Annotated in this window: 13 protein-coding genes; 5 read left to right on the top strand and 8 right to left on the bottom strand. The window is 68.4% G+C overall.

Annotation, left to right across the window (positions count from 1 at the left end; all coding sequences use genetic code 11):
* Positions 1-10: 10 nt before the first annotated feature.
* Genes F1599_RS16585 through F1599_RS16595 form a run of 3 tightly spaced genes read right to left on the bottom strand, consistent with a single transcriptional unit; the run spans position 11 to position 4,777 of the window.
* Positions 11-2,689, bottom strand: coding sequence for a branched-chain amino acid ABC transporter ATP-binding protein/permease (locus F1599_RS16585; RefSeq protein WP_150083796.1), 2,679 nt, complete (start codon positions 2,687-2,689; stop codon positions 11-13).
* Positions 2,686-3,561, bottom strand: coding sequence for a branched-chain amino acid ABC transporter permease (locus tag F1599_RS16590; protein WP_150083797.1), 876 nt, complete (start codon positions 3,559-3,561; stop codon positions 2,686-2,688). Before F1599_RS16590 ends, F1599_RS16585 begins: the two co-directional genes overlap by 4 nt.
* Before the next feature lie 10 nt (positions 3,562-3,571).
* Complete coding sequence (locus tag F1599_RS16595; RefSeq protein ID WP_395896149.1) at positions 3,572-4,777, bottom strand: ABC transporter substrate-binding protein; 1,206 nt, start codon at positions 4,775-4,777, stop codon at positions 3,572-3,574.
* Between the two features lie 343 nt (positions 4,778-5,120).
* Here F1599_RS16595 and F1599_RS16600 point away from each other — a divergent pair, with 343 nt between their 5' ends.
* From F1599_RS16600 to F1599_RS16610, 3 genes are read left to right on the top strand one after another with little or no spacing between them, the layout of a single operon-like run.
* Complete coding sequence (locus F1599_RS16600; protein ID WP_223819698.1) at positions 5,121-6,230, top strand: polysaccharide deacetylase family protein; 1,110 nt, start codon at positions 5,121-5,123, stop codon at positions 6,228-6,230.
* Between the two features lie 31 nt (positions 6,231-6,261).
* The gene (locus F1599_RS16605) at positions 6,262-7,113 is read left to right on the top strand and encodes a GntR family transcriptional regulator (protein WP_395896299.1); all 852 of its coding nucleotides are present in this window, start codon (positions 6,262-6,264) and stop codon (positions 7,111-7,113) included.
* A 29-nt stretch (positions 7,114-7,142) separates the two neighbouring features.
* Positions 7,143-7,778 carry a flavin reductase family protein gene (locus tag F1599_RS16610; protein ID WP_150083798.1) on the top strand — a complete coding sequence of 212 codons (636 nt, stop codon included), beginning with the start codon at positions 7,143-7,145 and terminating at the stop codon, positions 7,776-7,778.
* A gap of 5 nt (positions 7,779-7,783) precedes the next feature.
* Here F1599_RS16610 and F1599_RS16615 read toward each other — a convergent pair whose 3' ends face one another.
* Positions 7,784-8,173, bottom strand: a complete 390-nt coding sequence (locus tag F1599_RS16615; RefSeq protein WP_149316106.1) for a TfoX/Sxy family protein — start codon at positions 8,171-8,173, stop codon at positions 7,784-7,786.
* 216 nt (positions 8,174-8,389) lie between these two features.
* On the opposite strand from F1599_RS16615, the gene F1599_RS16620 reads away from it, so the two are divergent.
* Together F1599_RS16620 and F1599_RS16625 are read left to right on the top strand one after the other, a co-directional pair.
* Entirely contained in the window at positions 8,390-9,985 is a 1,596-nt protein-coding gene (locus F1599_RS16620) for an acyl-CoA synthetase (protein WP_150083799.1), read from the top strand.
* The gene (locus tag F1599_RS16625; protein ID WP_150083800.1) at positions 9,982-10,617 is read left to right on the top strand and encodes an SAM-dependent methyltransferase; all 636 of its coding nucleotides are present in this window, start codon (positions 9,982-9,984) and stop codon (positions 10,615-10,617) included. The genes F1599_RS16620 and F1599_RS16625 overlap by 4 nt, the downstream gene beginning before the upstream one ends.
* A gap of 41 nt (positions 10,618-10,658) precedes the next feature.
* Here F1599_RS16625 and F1599_RS16630 read toward each other — a convergent pair whose 3' ends face one another.
* From F1599_RS16630 to F1599_RS16645, 4 genes are read right to left on the bottom strand one after another with little or no spacing between them, the layout of a single operon-like run.
* Positions 10,659-11,000: a copper-binding protein gene (locus tag F1599_RS16630; RefSeq protein WP_150083801.1), complete on the bottom strand. Its 342-nt coding sequence runs from the start codon at positions 10,998-11,000 to the stop codon at positions 10,659-10,661.
* The gene (locus F1599_RS16635; RefSeq protein WP_150083802.1) at positions 10,997-14,167 is read right to left on the bottom strand and encodes an efflux RND transporter permease subunit; all 3,171 of its coding nucleotides are present in this window, start codon (positions 14,165-14,167) and stop codon (positions 10,997-10,999) included. Before F1599_RS16635 ends, F1599_RS16630 begins: the two co-directional genes overlap by 4 nt.
* Positions 14,164-15,717: an efflux RND transporter periplasmic adaptor subunit gene (locus F1599_RS16640; RefSeq protein ID WP_150083803.1), complete on the bottom strand. Its 1,554-nt coding sequence runs from the start codon at positions 15,715-15,717 to the stop codon at positions 14,164-14,166. The genes F1599_RS16635 and F1599_RS16640 overlap by 4 nt, the downstream gene beginning before the upstream one ends.
* A complete protein-coding gene (locus F1599_RS16645; RefSeq protein ID WP_150083804.1) occupies positions 15,714-17,033 on the bottom strand; it encodes a TolC family protein in 1,320 nt (439 codons plus the stop codon). The genes F1599_RS16640 and F1599_RS16645 overlap by 4 nt, the downstream gene beginning before the upstream one ends.
* Positions 17,034-17,057: the final 24 nt, after the last annotated feature.

The raw sequence follows: 17,057 nt of genomic DNA on the forward strand, positions 1-17,057 counted from the left end.
GCGGCTGCCATCAGGCCTGCACCGCTTGCGGGGCGGCGTGGGCCATCCCGGTGGCGCGGCTGGCGTCGTCGCCGCCGTTCGCCACATCGCCGCGATCGCCGTCATTTCTGCCATCGCCGCCATCGCCGCCATCGCCGCCGAGATAGGCCTGCACCAGCGCCGCATCGCGCGCCAGCACGTCGGCGCGGCCGCTGGCGACGACGCGGCCTTCCTCCAGCACATAGGCGCGGTCGGCCAGTGCCAGCGCGAGTGCCGCCATCTGATCCACCAGCAGGATCGTGATCGACGCCTCGCGCAGCCGGTCCAGCGAGGCGAACAGCTCGTCGATGACCTTGGGCGCCAGCCCAAGCGACGGTTCGTCGAGCAGCAGCATGCGCGGCTGCGACATCAGGCCGCGGGCAATGGCCAGCATCTGCTGCTCGCCGCCGGACAGCAGGCCGGCGCGCTGGTGCTGGCGTTCGCGCAGGCGCGGGAATCGGGCAAACATCGTCTCGATGCGGCGCTGCATCTCGCCGCGGCGCAGGCGCCCGGACGGAAAGGCGCCGAGCTTCAGGTTGTCGAGCACGGAGAGTTCGGCAAACACCTGCCGTCCCTCGGGGACAAGCACGAGGCCCATCGCCGCGATGCGGGCCGCATCGATGCCGCCAAGATCCACGCCGTCGAACGCGATGCCGCCTTGCACCGGGCGGTGCAGGCCGGACAGCGCCCGCATCAGCGTGGACTTGCCCGCGCCATTGGCGCCGAGCAGTGCCACCATCTCGCCTTCGCGCACCTGCAGCGCGACGTCGTGCAGCACCGGGGCGGCGCCGTAGCCGGCGCGCAGCGCGTTGACGCCAAGCAGTTCCGCGCCGGCGACGTCGCGATATTGGCGCGGCGGTGCGCCGGCGTCCGCTTCACCGGCGACCGCATCTCCGACGCTCGCATCGCCCAGATACGCACGGCGGACCGCCGGATCGGCCCGCACCTCGGCCGGCGTGCCGACCGCCAGCCGCTGGCCGGCATCGATCACCACGATGCGGTCCGATACCTCCATCACCAGCGACATGTCGTGTTCCACCAGGCCGACGGCGATGCCGCTGTCGGCGATGCGGCGCAGCAGCCGGCCGAGGCTGGCCTTGTCCTCGCGCGACAAGCCGGCAGCCGGCTCGTCCAGCAGCAGCACGGCCGGCTGCGTGGCCAGCGCACGCGCGATCTCGACCAGCCTGCGGTCGACGTGGGCCAGATCGGCGGCACTGGCATCCGGGTCGCCGCGATAGCCGCAGGCCCGCAGCAGCGCACGAGCCCGTTCGCGGACTGCGGCGGCCGTGAAGCCGGCGGTGCCGAGCAGCGGGCCGAGGCGCCCACCGCCCAGCGCGAGCGCGACATTGTCGGCGGCGCTCATGCCGCCGAACAGCTGCGAGGTCTGATATGTCCGCGCGATGCCGTGGCGCGCGCTGTGGCAGGCGCCGCGCGCGGGCAGCGCCGCGTCGCCGAGCCGCCGGCCGCCCGCGTGCGGCCGGTAATAGCCGGACAGCATATTGAGTACCGTCGACTTGCCTGCGCCGTTCGGGCCGATCAGGCTGGTCACGGTGCCGGCGGCCACCGTGAACGACAGCCCGTCGACCGCGCGCACGCCGCCGAACACCATCGACAGGCCGTCGGCCACCAGCGCGCGACGCGTGGCCGCTTCGCGCATCGGCAGCGCGATCTCGGCTGGCTCATCCCCCGGCGCGGCTGCGCCGCGCTGGCGCCGCAGCCCGCGCAGCAGTCCCGCCGCCACGCCGACGATGCCCTGCGGCGCGACCCACAGCACCACCAGCAGCAGCATGCCGAAGCACAGCAGGCGCAGGTTCTCCAGGCTCGACAGCAACTCCGGCAACATGCCGACCACCACCGCGCCGATCACCGGACCGGCGACCGTGCCTGCACCGCCGATCATGACCACCAGCACGAACAGGATCGATTGCAGGAACGAGAACATGCCGGGCGTGACCATGCCCTGCATCGGCGCGAACAGGCCGCCGGCCAGCCCCGCCAGCGCGGCCGAGACCGCGAAGGCCATCGTGCGCACCAGCAGCGGCTCGATGCCGATCGACGCGGCCGCAGTCTCGCTGTCGCGCACCGCGCGCATCGCCGCGCCCCAGCTGCCGCGCGCAATGCGCGCATAGGCCGCCAGCGAGACCGCCAGCACCGCCAGCGCGATCAGCGTCAGCGCGCGCTCGCCGCCGTCGACGCCGGGCAGGGTCGGCTGGGCGATGCCCATCAGCCCGTTCTGGCCGCCGGTCAGCGCCCGCCATTCGACCGCGCCGTGCTCGACGATGAAGCCGAAGGCGATGGTGATCATCGCCAGGCCGGGCCCCTTGACGCGCAGGGCCGGCAGCGCGAGCAGGGCGCCGGCCAACGCCGCAATGGCGGTGCCCGCGAGCCAGGCCGGCCAGAAGCTCCAGCCGGCCTGGCCGGTCAGGATCGCGACACTGTAGGCGCCGATCGCGTAGAAGCCGACATGGCCGAACGAGATCTGCCCGGTCAGGCCGATCAGCAGGTTCAGGCCGACGCCGCAAATCGCGAGCATGGCGACGCCCGCGATCACGAAGACGAAGTAGCCATTCAGCAGCAGGGCCGCGGCCGCGGCGCCCAGCAGCGCCAGGGCGAAAGCCGAAATCTGCAGCGGCGTGCCGGTGTTGGCCACGAGGGAGGGACGCGCGCTCATACCTTGCGTACCTCCGCGCGGCCGAACAGTCCCGCCGGGCGCAGCGCCAGCAGCGCGATCACCAGCGCGAACGTGATGATCTGCGTATAGCTCGAGCCCAGCGCGGCCGTGATCGCGGCCTCCACCACGCCGAAGATCAGGCCCGCGATCATCACGCCCCAGGCGCTGGACAGGCCGCCGAGGATCGCCACCGCGAACGCCTTCAGCCCGAACACCGTGCCCATGTCCGACTGCACGTTGAACAGCGGGGCGATCAGCACGCCGGCGACGCCGGCCAGCAGCGTCGATACCGCAAACGCGGCGGCGACGGTGCGGCGGATCGGAATGGCCATCAGCCGCGCGGCATCGCGGTTCTGCACCACCGCCAGCATCGCCAGGCCCCAGCGCGAATGGCGCAGCACGTAGTGCAGCACGCCCGCCAGCGCGAGGCCGACCAGCGGGATCAGCAACTGCAGCGGATAGACGCCCAGCCCGTCGGCGAGCTGCAGCGACGACGCCGCCAGCGGCGACGGCAGGCTGCGCGGCTCGGTGCCGAAGGTCAGCGTGACGACGTTATCGAGCACGATGCCGAGTGCCACCGTCGCCATCAGCCAGGCATCGGAGCCGCGGCTGGCGAACGGGCGTACCGCGACGAACTCGACGGCCAGCCCGTAGAGCGCGCACAGCGCCAGCGAGAGCAGCACGGACGGGGCCATCGGCCAACCGAGCGTCTGCGCGAAGGTGTAGGTCAGCACGGCGCCGAGCATCATCGAGCTGCCCTGCGCGAAGTTGACGGTGGCGCTGACCACATAGGTCAGATGAAAGCTCAGCGCCATCAGCCCGTACATGCTTCCGAGGCCAAGACCGCTGATCAGGGCGGAGATCCATAACATGAGGCGTTCCTTACTTCGACGCGACCTGCTTGTCGGCGACCGGCACGATGCGGTTGTCGATGAACTGCGCCCAGACGTAGTCGTTCTCGGTGAGCGCGTCGTGCACCTGCGGCGAGAAGGGCTTCACGTAGGTCTTGATCAGCCCTTCATGGCGGTCGATGGCGTAGAAGCCCTGGCGTACCGCATCGCCCCTGGTCGAGCCGGCGCGCTGGATCGCCAGCGCAGCCAGATGCGTGGCGTCATAGGCGTTGGCCACGCCGACCGCCGGCGTGATGTCGTCCGGTCCCTTGATGTCGCTGTACCTGGCCTTCAGCGCGTTGACGACGCGCGTGCCGACCGGCGACGGCGCGCCGAAGAAGCTGTAGGTCTGCACGAAGTGGACGTTGCGCGCGTTCGGGCCGGCCAGCTCGGTGAAGCGCCCGCCGGCCGGGCCCCAGTGAGAAACCACCGGTACCTTCCAGCCCATGCGGTCCAGCGACTTGACGACCTGGGCCGAAGGGCCGACGTTGCCGACCATCAGCAGCACATCGGCGCCCGCGGCCTTCAGGCGGCCGAGCTGCGGCACCACGTCGACATCGTTCGCCTCGAACTTCTCGATGCCGGCGGGCTTCATGCCCTTGGCGGTCAGCGCGGCGACGATGCCCTTCTCGTTGGATTCGCCCCACGGGTTGTTGACCAGGATCAGTCCCGGCTTGGTGGCGCCAAAGGTCTTCTGTGCGTACTGCAGCATCGCCTTGTCGACCAGTTCGTCGACCGCGGACACGCGGAACACGAAGTTGGGATTGGCGCCATTGCGGGTGATCGGCGTGCCGGCCGCCCACGGCCCCATGAACGGCACCTTTTCCTGGTTGGCGATGGGCACGATCGCCATCGACACCGGCGTGTCGAGGCCGCCGAACAGCACCGCGACCTTCTCCTTGTAGATCAGCTCGCGCGCGGCGAGCACGCCCTTGGCGGGATTGCTTTCGTCGTCGCGGCGGACCAGCTCGAGCTTGCGGCCGTTCAGCACGCCGCCCCTGGCATTGATCTCGTCGATCGCGATGGTCATGCCGCGCGTCAGCGCTTCGCCGGCGCGCGCGGACTGTCCCGTCATGGCGGTGATCAGGCCGATCTTGACGGGTTCGGCCGCCAGTGCCGGCACGGCGGGCAGCGCGCAGGCAGCGGCGACGGCAAGCATCAGCGCGCGGCGGCGCGGTTCGGGACGGTGGCGGGACATGGCAGTTCTCCGGATCGGTGCAACGGGAAGGGAAAGATGTCGTGGAATCGACGGACCGCCCATCCGTTCGCAAGAGCCATGCCACACGTCGACATTGGACCGCCATGCCTTGCGGACGAAGGCGTAGCGGATCGCATACGATCTGGCCTGCATCTTGCGAACGATCCGGGTATCGATATGAATGCGATCGAAGGCGGTGCATGCCGCACGGACGCGGTGCGGGATGTGCGGGAACGGGGCCATGGCGGTGCGGGGCACGCGGCGGTCACGCTCCGATCCTGCCCGATGCCGCTCCGATGCCGCTCCGATGCCGCGATCGCCAAACGACGAAGGGCACAGGGCAATGACCCACAATCCGAATTCGAATCCGATTCCGCTTCCACCACGGGCGGCAGGGGAGCGCGCACGCGACCGCCACGCTGCCACTGCCGCATTCGGCCCGCTGCGCACGCACGGGCGCTTCCCCTATCGGCCCATCACCGATGTCGACGATTTCCATTGGCCGGGTGGCGCGCGGCTCGCCGTCTATCTCGGCTTCAATATCGAGCACTTCGCCTTCGGCGAGGGACTGGGCGCGAATATCGGGCCCGCGTCGCCGCAGCCCGACGTGCTGAACTACAGCTGGCGCGAATACGGCAACCGGGTCGGCGTCTGGCGTTGCCTGGAGCTGTTCGACCGGCTGCGCATGCCCACCGGCGTGCTGCTCAATACCGCGCTGTACGACCATTGTCCCGAGGTGCCGGACGCCTTTCTCGCGCGCGGCGACGAACTGATCGGGCATGGGCATACGAACGCGGTGCGCCAGAGCGATCTGGACGAGGCCGGCGAGCGCGCGCTGCTGCGTCATTGCCGCGAGCGCATTGCCGCGCATGCCGGCAAGCCGCCCGCCGGCTGGCTGTCGCCCTGGATATCGGAGAGCGCGCTGACGCCGGACTTGCTGAGCGAGACCGGCTATCGCTATACGCTGAACTGGTGCCACGACGATCGTCCGGTGCGAATGGCGACGCGCGGCGGGCCGCTATGGTCGATTCCGTATCCGCAGGAACTGAACGACATTCCGATGATCGTCGGGCGCCAGATGGATGGCGCCGCGTTCGCCGACATGATCGTCGACCATTTCGACGAGATGCTGGCGCAGGCCAACCACGCCACGCGCCCGCAGCCACTGGTGATGGGCATCGCGCTGCATCCCTATCTGGTCGGGCAGCCGCACCGGCTGCGCCATCTGCGCAGGGCACTGGAGCATATCTCGCGGCGCCGCGATACCGGCGAGATCTGGATGACGACACCCGGGGCGATCTGCGAGGCGATGGAGGACGCGGTGGAGGACGCGGTAGAGGACGCGGTGGAGGACGCGGTAGAGGATGCGGTGGAGGATGCGGTGGAGGATGCGGTGGGCGGGGCTCCCATTGCGCCGCGTGGCATGACCGCTACCATGGCCGGCACGCGCTAACATCATGACCCTTCATTCGTTGACCGAATTCATGTCCGCCAACGTCGACAAAGCCGCCGCCAGGACGACAGCGAGATCCGGTACCAAGGCTTCCGCCAGGACTGTCGCAAAAACCGCCGCAAAAACCGCCGGCAAGGCGGCCCCCAAGTCCGCCGCCAGCAAGGGCAAGGCATCCCCGGCAGCGCCGGCGACCGCTGCCGCGCCGCCGGCAGGCCGGGCGGCCGACGCCGACGCGCGCATCTACCAGGCGATCTTCGACGGCGTGCTCAATCATCGGCTGACGCCCGGCACCAAGCTGCCCGAGCCGGAGCTGTGCCAGCTGTTCGGCGTGGGCCGCGCGGTGGTGCGGCGCGTGCTGGAGAAGCTGGCGCACGACGGCATCGTGGCGCTGCGGCCCAACAAGGGCGCGGTCATCGCCGAGCCGACGCCGGAAGAGACCGGCCAGATCTTCGAGGCAAGGCGGGCGCTCGAACGCGTGCTGGTCGAGATGGCGGTGGCGCGCGCCACCGCGGCGGACCTGCGCGACCTGCGGCGGCAGCTGGCCGAGGAGCACGAGGCCATGCATCGCTTCGACCAGCCATCATGGGCACGGCTGGCGAGCGGCTTCCATCTGCGCATCGCCGCGCTGGCGCGCAATCCGGTGCTGCAGCGTTATCTGACGGAGCTGGTGTCGCGCTGCTCGCTGATCGTCGGCCTGTACGAGCCGCCCGGCCATGCGCCATGCGAGCACGACGAGCATGCGGCGATCGTCGATTGCATCGAAAAACGCGATGCGGCCGGCGCCATCGGCAGGATGGACGCGCATCTGCGCGAGCTGGAGCAGCGCATCGAGACCTCGCGCATGCAGGGCGAGAAGAGCCTGGCCCAGCTGCTCGGCCTGTGACACGACTCAAACGAGGCGATCGCGCCAACATGGAAATCGATTTCGACGCCATTACCGAATATCAGCGCTACAAGCTGATGGCCAGCCTGATCGTGCCGCGGCCGATCGCCCTGGTGACCACGCTGGGCGCGGACGGCACCGCCAATGCCGCGCCATTCTCGATGTTCAATATGCTGGGCGAGGAGCCGCCGATCGTGATGATCAGCGTCAACCGCCTGGCCGACGGCGCGCTGAAAGACACCGCGGCCAATATCGTGCGCTCCGGCGAATTCGTCGTGCATCTGTGCGACGAGGCCATGGCAGAGCGGATGCACCGCTGCGGCGAGCGGCTGCCGCCGGATGTCAGCGAGCTGGCGCACGTCGGCCTGACGGCGGCGCCCAGCACGCGCATCGCGCCGCCGCGGATCGCCGAGGCGCCGGTCGCGTTCGAATGCCGGCTGTGGGAGACGCTGGAGACCGAGAGCCGCCAGATCTTCATCGGCCGCGTGCTGCGGCTGCATGCGCGAGACGGCCTGATCGACACTGAACGCTGGCGCGTCAGGCTGCAGGAGTATTTCCCGGTCGGGCGGTTCGGCGCGAGCTTCTATGTCACCACGCGCGACCGTTTCTCGCTGGAGCAGGACGCAGGCAAGCCGACCGCGTCGACCGCGATCGACGAGATCTGACGCGGCTATCCCCGTGCCTTGCGCCTGGGCGGCGCGGCGTTCGCGACCCGCAGCGTGGCCTCCACGGCCTCGCGCGCCCAGGGTTCCATCTCGCCCGGCGACTCCAGGCATTGCGCCGGCAGGCTCAGATAGTGGCGCAGCACCACCTCCTTGCCGCCGCTGCGATAGCTGAACGGCTCGCAGCCTTGCGCCTCGAATCGCGGCAGCGTGACCGCGTCGGCCTTTAGATAGCAGCGGCCATCGGTCACCAGGCCGAACATCAGCCCGTCGTAGTACAGGCCATGCCCGCCGAACATCCGCTTCGCCGTGATCGGGCCGATGCGGGCGGCCAGCGGCGCCATTAGTTCGAGCAGATGGTCGACGAAGGGATCCGGACGACGGGCTGACGTGGACATGGGGGACTGGCGGGGTGGCATGCGATCCGGCGATGTTAGCACCGCCCGCACCGTGCCCAGGGGGGATGCGCCGCCGCGCGAATGCTGCTAGCCTGACGCGGCCGGCGGCCGATGTTCCGCGCAGCGGTCCGCCGCGAGCAGGATGCATGGAACGAGCTCGGAACGAGCACAGAATGCGCACAGGATGCGCACAGAACAGGCACAGGAGACAGCAGCATGACGCTAGACCAGAAGGCGGCGATCCGCCGCGCGCATCAGCATGGCGTGGGAGACATCCTGCGGCGCTCGGCCCAGCGCACGCCCGACAAGACCGCGATCGTCTGCGGCGACGTGCAGTGGAGCTACCGCGATTTCGACCAGATCTGCGACCGCCTGGTCGCGGCCCTGTCGCAGCAGGGCATTGCCGCCGGCGACCGCGTCGCCATCCTGTCGCGCAATTCGCACGCCTTCGCGGCGATGCGCTTCGCGCTGGCCCGCATGGGCGCGGTGCTGGTGCCGATCAATTTCATGCTCAATGCCGGCGAGGTCGCCTACATCCTGCGCAGCTCGGGCGCGCGCACGCTGCTGGTAGGCGCGGGTTTCGAGGCGTTGGCCGTGGCCGCGGTCGAGCAGGGCGCGGCCGATGGCGTGCAGATCGGCCTGCAGATCTGGCTGCCCTCGGAGGACCAGGCCGACGGCGCGCCCGAAGGCATGCTGCGCTTCGACGATCTGCTGATGGCCAGCGCACCAATACGGGACATCGCGCCGGTCGATCCGCGCGCGCTGCTGCAGATCATCTACACCAGCGGCACCGAGTCGCTGCCCAAGGGCGCGATGCTGAGCCACGAGGCAGTGCTGTGGGAGTACGTCACCTGCATCGTCGAGGGCAATATGCAGGCCGACGACGTGGTGCTGCACGCGCTGCCGCTGTATCACTGCGCGCAGCTCGATGTATTCCTCGGCCCCGCGGTGTATCTGGGAGCGACCAACATCATCACGGGCCAGCCGCGGCCCGACGTGATCCTGCCGCTGATCGCGCGCCATCGCGTCAATGCGTTCTTCGCACCGCCGTCGATCTGGATCGCGCTGCTGCGCTCGCCGCTGTTCGAGGGCGCCGACCTCGGAACGCTGGCCAAGGGCTACTACGGGGCGTCGATCATGCCGGTCGAGGTGCTGAAGGAAATGCAGCGCCGCATGCCGGGCGTGCGGCTGTGGAACTTCTACGGCCAGACCGAGATCGCGCCGCTGGCGACCGTGCTGCATCCCGACGACCAGCTGCGCAAGGCCGGTTCGGCCGGCAAGCCGGCCCTCAACGTCGAGACGCGCATCGTCGACGACGAGATGCGTGATGTCGCGACCGGCGAGATCGGCGAGATCGTCCATCGCTCGCCGCAACTGCTGGACGGCTACTACAACGATCCCGAACGCACCGCGGAGGCCTTCCGCGGCGGCTGGTTCCATAGCGGCGACCTGGCCGTGCGCGACGAGGAGGGCTACATCACGATCGTCGACCGCAAGAAGGACATGATCAAGAGCGGCGGCGAAAACGTGGCCAGCCGCGAGGTCGAGGAAATGATCTTCCGCATCCCCGAGGTGTCCGAGGTCGCGGTGATCGGCCTGCCCGATGCCTACTGGGTCGAGGCGGTGACCGCGGTGATCGTGCTCAAGGAAGGGCAGTCGCTGTCCGAGCAGCAGGTGATCGACTTCTGCAAGGCCGGCATGGCGCATTTCAAGGTGCCCAAGCGCGTGATCTTCGCCGATGCGCTGCCGAAGAACCCCAGCGGCAAGCTGCTCAAGCGCGAACTGCGCCGCCGGTACGAGGCGCAGGCATGAGCGCCGGCGAGCCGACCCCCGACGCCTACTTCGACGCCGTCTACGCCAACGGCGACGATCCCTGGCACTACCGTACGCGCTGGTTCGAGGCGCGCAAGCGCGCGCTGCTGCTGGCGATGCTCGATCGGCCGCGCTATCGCTCGGCCTTCGAGCCCGGCTGCGCCAATGGCGAGATGACGGCCGCGCTGGCGCCGCGCTGCGAAGCGCTGCTGGCGGCCGACCGGCACGCGCGCGCGGTCCGGGCCGCGGCCGCGCGCGCCGGCCACGCCCCGCACGTGCGCGTGGAAACCATCAAGGTGCCAGCGGAATGGCCGCCGCAGCGTTTCGATCTGGTGGTGCTCAGCGAGTTCTGCTACTACCTCGCGCCGGATCAGGTCACCTTGCTGGCGCGTCGGGTGCGCGAGTCGATGGCGCCCGACGGGCTGCTGCTGGCCTGCCACTGGCGCCATCCCTTCGACGAGCAGGCGTGCCCCGCGCCCGAGGTGCATCGCATTCTCGGGCAGGAGACCGGCTTTCCGCGCACGGCCAGTTATCGGGAAGACGACTTCATGATCGACGCGTGGGCCGCCGATGGGCTGGGCGCCAGCCGGCGGGAAGCGGAGCAGGATCGCATACGGCAGGGGAGGTCGTGACCGAGACCGATTGCCACAAGGGATCCCGTGAACCACGACGCCTACTTGCGCTGCATATCGAGAACGGCTGGCGAACCATCGATCTTGCCGAAGGTTACCGAAACGGCATCGCCCTCCTTGAAGCGGCTCAGGGACGCGCGGTCCTTGACCGGAAATGCCATCGTCATGGCGGGCATGCCGAGGTTCTCGATCGGACCATGCTTGAGCGTGACCTTGCCGGCCTGGGCATCGATCTTCCTGATTTCCGCCGGAACGGGACGGGCAGCCTGGCTGGAAGCCGAGGGCGCCTTCATGTCCATGCCCTCCATTGCGCCGGCCGCGAAGGCGATGGGCGCGGCGGCAAGAGCGAGGACGGCAGCGAGGGTCTTGATGGATGATGTCATTGCGATTCCTTCAGAAGTGAGGGGGTGGCGGAAGGGGTAGCGTGTGCGGCCTGGCGTCGGCGCAGCAGCAGGTACACCGCCGGCACGACGAACATCGACAGCAATGGGGCGGTCACCATGCCGCCGACCATCGGCGCGGCAATGCGCTGCATCACCTCGGAGCCGGTGCCATGCGACCACATGATGGGAATCAGGCCGGCCAGAATGACCGCGACCGTCATGGCTTTCGGGCGCACGCGCAGCACGGCGCCTTGCTGGATGGCGTCGAGCAGGGAGTGGACATCGGACTGGCCCGCTTCCAACCGCTCGTTCCACGCATGCTTGAGATAGAGCAGCATGATGACGCCGAACTCCGCCGCGACGCCGGCCAGCGCGATGAAGCCGACAATCCCTGCCACGGACAGGTTGTAGCCCAGCAGGTAGAGCAGCCAGAACCCCCCGATCAGCGCCAGCGGCAGCGTTCCCATGATCAGCATCGCTTCGTCGAGGCGCCCGAATACCACGTACAGCAGCACGAAGATGATCAGCAGCGTGAACGGCACCACCACCTTCAGCTTGGCGCTGGCGCGCTCGAGGTATTCGAACTGCCCGGACCAACTGACCGAATAGCCCGCAGGCATCGGTACCGCCTCGGCCACCGCGGATTGCATGGCCTGCACGGCGGAGCGCAGGTCCCGTCCCCGGATATCGACGTAAATCCAGCCCGACAGGCGCGCATTTTCGCTGCGGAGCATGGGCGGGCCCTGCACCAGTTGAATGCGTGCAACGTCGGACAGCGTGATCTGCAGACCCTTGTCTGTCACGATCGGCAGGCTGCGCAATTGCTCGATCGAGTCGCGATAGTCGCGGGGATACCGTACGTTGATGGGGAAGCGCGCCAAGCCATCGACCACCTCGCCGACGTTCTCGCCGCCGATGGCCGAGGACACGATGCTCTGCACGTCGGCGATATTGAGGCCATAACGGCCAGCGGCCACGCGGTCGATATCGACGTCGATATAGCGGCCGCCGGTCAGCCGCTCGGCCAGCGCGGACGTAACACCCGGCACCGCCTTGACCGCCGCCTCGATGCGCATCGCAAGCCGGTCGATCTCCTGCAGGTCGGTGCCGGCGACCTTGATGCCGACCGGGCTCTTGATCCCTGTGGCCAGCATGTCGATCCGGTTGCGAATCGGCGGGACCCAGATATTCGACAAGCCGGGCACCTTGACGACCCGATCCAGCTCCTCGACCAGCTTCTCGGTGGTCATGCCGGGGCGCCATTGGTCGCGCGGCTTGAACTGGATCGTTGTCTCGAACATCTCGATCGGCGCGGGGTCCGTCGCCGTATCGGCCCGGCCTGCTTTGCCGAACACGGTCGCCACCTCCGGCACGGTCTTGATCAGCCTGTCCGTCTGCTGCAACAGTTGGGCCGCCTTGCCGGCGGACAGCCCCGGCAGGGCGGACGGCATGTACAGCAGGTCCCCTTCGTCGACTGGCGGCATGAATTCGCCGCCGATCCGCATGATCGGCCAGGCGGTGGCCACCAGCAGGGTCGCGGCGATGGCCAGCGTGGTCTTGGGGTAGGTCAACACCCTGGTCAAGGCTGGCCGGTAGGCGCGGATCAGCCACCGATTGAGCGGGTTGGCCTGTTCCGATGGAATCCGGCCGCGGATCATGTAGCCCATCAGGACCGGCACCAGCGTCACCGACAGTCCCGCCGCCGCCGCCATGGAGTAGGTCTTGGTGAACGCCAATGGCGAGAACAGGCGTCCTTCCTGCGCCTCCAGTGCGAATACCGGAACGAACGACAGCGTGATGATCAGCAGCGAGAAGAACAGCGCCGGCCCCACCTCGGCGGCCGATTGCCCAATGATCTGCCAGCGCTCACCAGCTGACGGTTCCCGCCCGCCATTGTCCGCATGCCAGCGTTCCAGGTGCTTGTGCGCGTTCTCGATCATGACGACCGCCGCATCGACCATGGCGCCGATCGCGATGGCGATGCCGCCGAGCGACATGATGTTGGCGTTCACGCCCTGGTAGCGCATCACCAGGAAGGCGGCCAGCACGCCAAGCGGCAGCGATACGATCGCCACCAGCGCCGAGCGCAGATGGAACAGGAATGCCAGGCACACCAGCGCGACCACGACAAACTCCTCGATCAGTTTCGTGGTCAGGTTGTCGACCGCGCGCTTGATCAGGCTGGAGCGGTCATAAGTCGTCACGACCTCCACGCCGGCGGGCAGACTCTGTTGCAGCGTGGCGAGTTTGCTCTTGACCGAGTCGATGGTCTCGAGCGCGTTCTTGCCCGAGCGAAGCACGATGATGCCGCCCGCGACTTCGCCCTGGCCGTCGAGTTCGGCGATGCCGCGCCGCATCTCCGGGCCCAGCTGGATGGTGGCGACGTCGCCCAACCGCACCGGAATGCCGGTGTCGCTGGTGACCAGCGGAATCTGCCGGAAGTCCTCCAGCGTCTTCAGATAGCCCGACGCGCGCACCATGTATTCGGCCTCGCCCAGTTCCAGCACCGAGCCGCCGGTTTCCTGGTTGGCCCCCTTGAGCGCCGCCAGCACCTTCGATTGCGATAGCCCGTAAGCGCGCAGCCGATCCGGCATCAGGACCACCTGGTATTGCTTGACCATGCCGCCTAGCGAGGCGACCTCCGCGACGTTGGGCAACGACTTGAGTTCGAAGCGCAGGAACCAGTCCTGCAAGGCGCGCAGCTGGCTCAGGTCGTGCTGCCCCGTCCTGTCGACCAGCGCATACTCGTAGATCCAGCCCACGCCGGTCGCATCGGGGCCGAGCGCAGGCTTGGCCGCGGCGGGCAGACGCGATTGCGCCTGGTTCAGGTATTCGAGCACCCGCGAGCGCGCCCAGTAGAGGTCGGTGCCATCCTCGAACAGCACGTAGACATAGGAATCGCCGAAGAAGGAATAGCCCCGCACCGTCCTTGCGCCCGGCACCGACAGCATGGTGGTGGTCAGTGGATAGGTGACCTGATTCTCGACGATCTGCGGCGCCTGGCCGGGGAACGGCGTGCGGATGATCACTTGCACATCGGAAAGGTCCGGCAAGGCATCGAGCGGCGTACCTTTGACCGCCCACAGTCCCCACGCGGTCAGCATCACGGTCGCCAGCAACACCAGGAAGCGATTCCGGATGGAGGCAAGGATGAGCCGGGCGATCATGGCTTGCCCCCGGGCGCCGTTGCCGCCGGTTCGACCGAAGACAGGACTGCCACCCCGTCGCTGTTGAGGTGGAAGCGGAAGCGGATGCGGTCGCCGGGCTTGAGCGCTCGCGGCAGCCCGGCCGGCGGAGCCGCAAAGTCCATCGTCATGGCGCCCCACTGCGCCGACGGAATCGGACCGTGGGAGATCGTCAAACCTTCGGCGGTCACCGCCTCGATGCGTCCGACGCCTTCATGCTCGGGGCGCGGCGCGGCTGGCGGTGCAGGCGCCGAGGCTCCGGGCGCGGCCGCCATGCGCTGTGCGGTGCCGCGCAGGCTGGCTTCGGAGTCGATCAGGAACTGCCCGGACACGACGACGTTCTGGCCAGCCTTCAGCCCTTCGATGACCTCGGTCTGTCCGCCCGCCGTCGCGCCAATCCTCACCTCGACGGGGCTGAATCCGCCTTGCTCGGTCTGTACCATGACGACGGTGCGCGTGCCCGTACGAATCAACGCCTCGCTCGGTACCAGTAGCCGATCCGGGCCCGGGGCTGGCGCAAAGCGAACGGACACGAACATGCCGGGCAGCAATTGCCGGCCCTTGTTGTTCAACTCGATGCGAACCCTGGCCGTACGCGTTGCCGTGCTGACATCGGGCAGGATGGCATCGACCTTGCCGTCCAGTGTCTGCCCGGGCAGCGCTGCCGCGACGGCCGTAACCGATTGTCCGGGCCGCAACGGGGCAGCCTGGCTTTCCGGTACTTCGGCGATCACCCAAACGGTCGCGAGACTGGCGATCCGAAACAGGGTCATGCCGGGCGACAGGGTCATGCCATCGCGCGCGCCGATTTCGGTCAGAACGCCATCGATCGAGCTTGTGATGGCCAGGCGCGGCTGCAGCTTGCCGCTCTTCTGCACCAGCCGTATGTGGCTCTCGCTCATGCCGACCTGCCGCATGCGCGCGATGGCGGCCTCCCGCAGATCGTGCTGCAGGCCGGCGCTCATGCGGCTGACAGCGAGGTATTCCTCCTGTGCGGCCACCCATTCAGGCGCGTAGATCAACGCCAGCGCCTGACCCTTGCTGACCGGGTCGAGCGTGGTCCTGGCATAGGTTCGCTCAACGAAGCCGGTGGTACGCGCTTGCAGTACCTCGATGCCGCGCTCGTTGATCGCGACATTGCCCGGCACCTCGAGCGTGGGTTCGAGTCGTCCCGTCTTGACCTGCGTGGTGCGAATGCCAAGGTTCTGCAAGACGCGGCTGTCGATGGTGACGGCGGCGTCGCCGCCCGCATCCTCATGGACGGGCGACAACGGCATGTCCATGAAGGGAGACTTGCCCGGCTTGTCGAAGCGCTGGCCCGGCACCATCGGATCGTGCCAATAGAGGATGCGCTTGCCTGTCTTCGGGTCGATATCCCCGGCCTTCAGTTCGGATCCGGCCGACGCGCCAATGGATGGTGGGGCGGCCGGCGTGATGTTGCGCCCATGCTGTTGGCCCAGGTAATAAGCCGTGCCTACGCTGGCGGCGACGAGCAGGCCAGCCGCTGCGCGACCGATCGCGGTCCTGTTCATTCCCATCCCCCATGAACGCGCGTTGCACGCGCCGGCCCCTGCGCGGCGGTCGGCAGCGGCAGCAGAAAGGCGAGCTCCGTCCACAGGCGCGCGGTGGCGGCCTCCAGTTGAAGGTGCTCCAACGAGATGTCCAGCGCCTTGCGGTTCGCGTCCGCCACCGCGGTCAACGTTCCGGCGCCGGTACGATAGGCGGTCAGTGCTGCATCGATGCGAGCCTTGGCCAGCGGCAGGGTCGTGTCGACATAGCGCGCCAGGCGGGATTGATTGAGCTGCCATTGCGCCTGCTTGCCGCGGACCTGGCCGAGCACGCCTCTGCGTATCGACTCGGCCTGTGCCCGCACCGCCTCGGCTTGCGCCAGCTTCGCCGCCAGTTCGCGGTCTTGACGATGCTTCCGGTCCCACGGCAAGGGGAGGGAGACATTGACGGACACCATATTGGAATACGCGGGACCCCGCTGGCTGTACATCAACTCCACGCTGACGTCCGGCACCTTGTTCTCGCTTGCGATCCGGCTGTCGGCTTCGGCGACGCCGACCTGCGCCTGGGCGGCGGCCACGTCCGGCAGTCGCATCACGGTATCGGCGTCCAAATTGCCCAGCCAGGTGGGCAACTCAAGGGCGGGGGGCTCGGCAAGCGGCAGGTCCGCGGCATCGCCAACCCATCGGCGCAACATCGCCCGGGACGCAGCCACAGCCGCGCGCGCCTCGTCTTCCCGGTTCCGGACCTGCTGAAGTTCGAGCTGAGCGGTCAGAATCTCGGCCCGGGTGCCGCGGTCGGCGCGGTAGGCGGCTTCGGCGGCGTCCACCATCAATCGGATGGACTGCGTCTGTTCAGCAAATACATCGAGCATTCGCTCGGCGTACTGCCGCTCGAGCCAGGCGCTGGCCGTGCCGCGCTGCACGGCGGCCAGCGCCACCGTGCGCTGCGCCTCCGCGGAGGTGGCTTCAGCCTCGAAACGTTGGGCGCGGGCCTGGCGCTTCGCCGTTCGGGTGAACTCCTGCATCACGCTGATCGACCGCATCGTCATGGCTTCGGTGCCGAGCGAAAACCGGTCGCGGCCGTCGACCGGGACGTTGTTGACACCGACTTTGAGCACCGGGTCCGGCAGTTGGCCGCCTGCAACCGCCATTTCGATGGCGGACTGCACCGCGGACGAGGATGTTTCTGCGTCGCTCGACCGGGATGATGCGAGCGCGACCGCTTCCTGCAACGAGAGGCGGCTCGCCGGCTGCGCCCATGGCGTATGACTGGCGCCGAGCAGCGTGATGGCGAACGCCAGCCGGCGTCCGCACAATGGGGGGAAACGCAAATGCATAAAGCCTCCGCAAAGCAACGACCG

The organism is Cupriavidus cauae, assembly GCF_008632125.1.
GTDB lineage: Bacteria > Pseudomonadota > Gammaproteobacteria > Burkholderiales > Burkholderiaceae > Cupriavidus > Cupriavidus cauae.